At 30.5% G+C, this 776-nt stretch carries 1 protein-coding gene; it reads left to right on the plus strand.

The features are described 5' to 3' along the window. The coding region (locus LQ693_RS13430) for an IS256 family transposase (RefSeq protein WP_239703273.1) at positions 1–711 on the plus strand (711 nt) is incomplete at its 5' end. Positions 712–776 lie beyond the last annotated feature (65 nt).

Consider the following 776-nt stretch of genomic DNA (forward strand, 5'->3'; position numbering starts at 1 on the left):
GGTAGACCTATTGTTAGTCATCAGTATAAGTATGTATTTGTTGATGCTATGCACATTAAGGTAAGAGAGAATAATAAAATTGTTTCTAAAGGTGTTTATATCGCTATGGGTATCAACGAAAGTAGAAAACGCGACATTATTGGCTTTAAAATTTCTAATCAAGAGTCAGAATTAGCTTGGTCAGAGTTTTTTGAAGACTTAAGAATGCGTGGTTTAACAACTCCTGAACTTATTATCTCTGATGCACATTCTGGACTTATTAAATCTATTAAGTCACAGTTTATTGATTCATCTTGGCAACGTTGTACATTCCATTTTCTTAAAAATATTGTAGAGAGATTTCCTAAAAAGAACTCTAAAGAAGCTAGAATGTTACTTAAATCAATATTCCAAGCACCAACATATCGTCATGCTGTTCAGCTCAAAGAAGAATTCATTGCACAATATGAAAGTAATCCTAAGTATGTGGAAGCTATTAAAATATTGGATGAAGGCTTCGAAGATGCCTCACAATTCTATAGATTTCCTGCTCAACATCATAAAAATCTAAGAACTACTAATTCAGTTGAAAATATTAATATGCAACTCAGAAAACGAGAAAAAATAGTTAAAACATTCCCTAATCTAGATTCAGCTTTTAGATTAATTGGCGCAGTACTTATGGATATTCAAGAAAGATTTGATAAGTCTAACAGACCATTTATCGCTTAATTAAGCTACTTATTTTTAAAAAAATAAGTAGTGATCAAACAACTATATCTGTTTAAACTTCAAAA

The organism is Mammaliicoccus sp. B-M6, assembly GCF_022386965.1.
Taxonomy (GTDB): domain Bacteria; phylum Bacillota; class Bacilli; order Staphylococcales; family Staphylococcaceae; genus Mammaliicoccus; species Mammaliicoccus sciuri_A.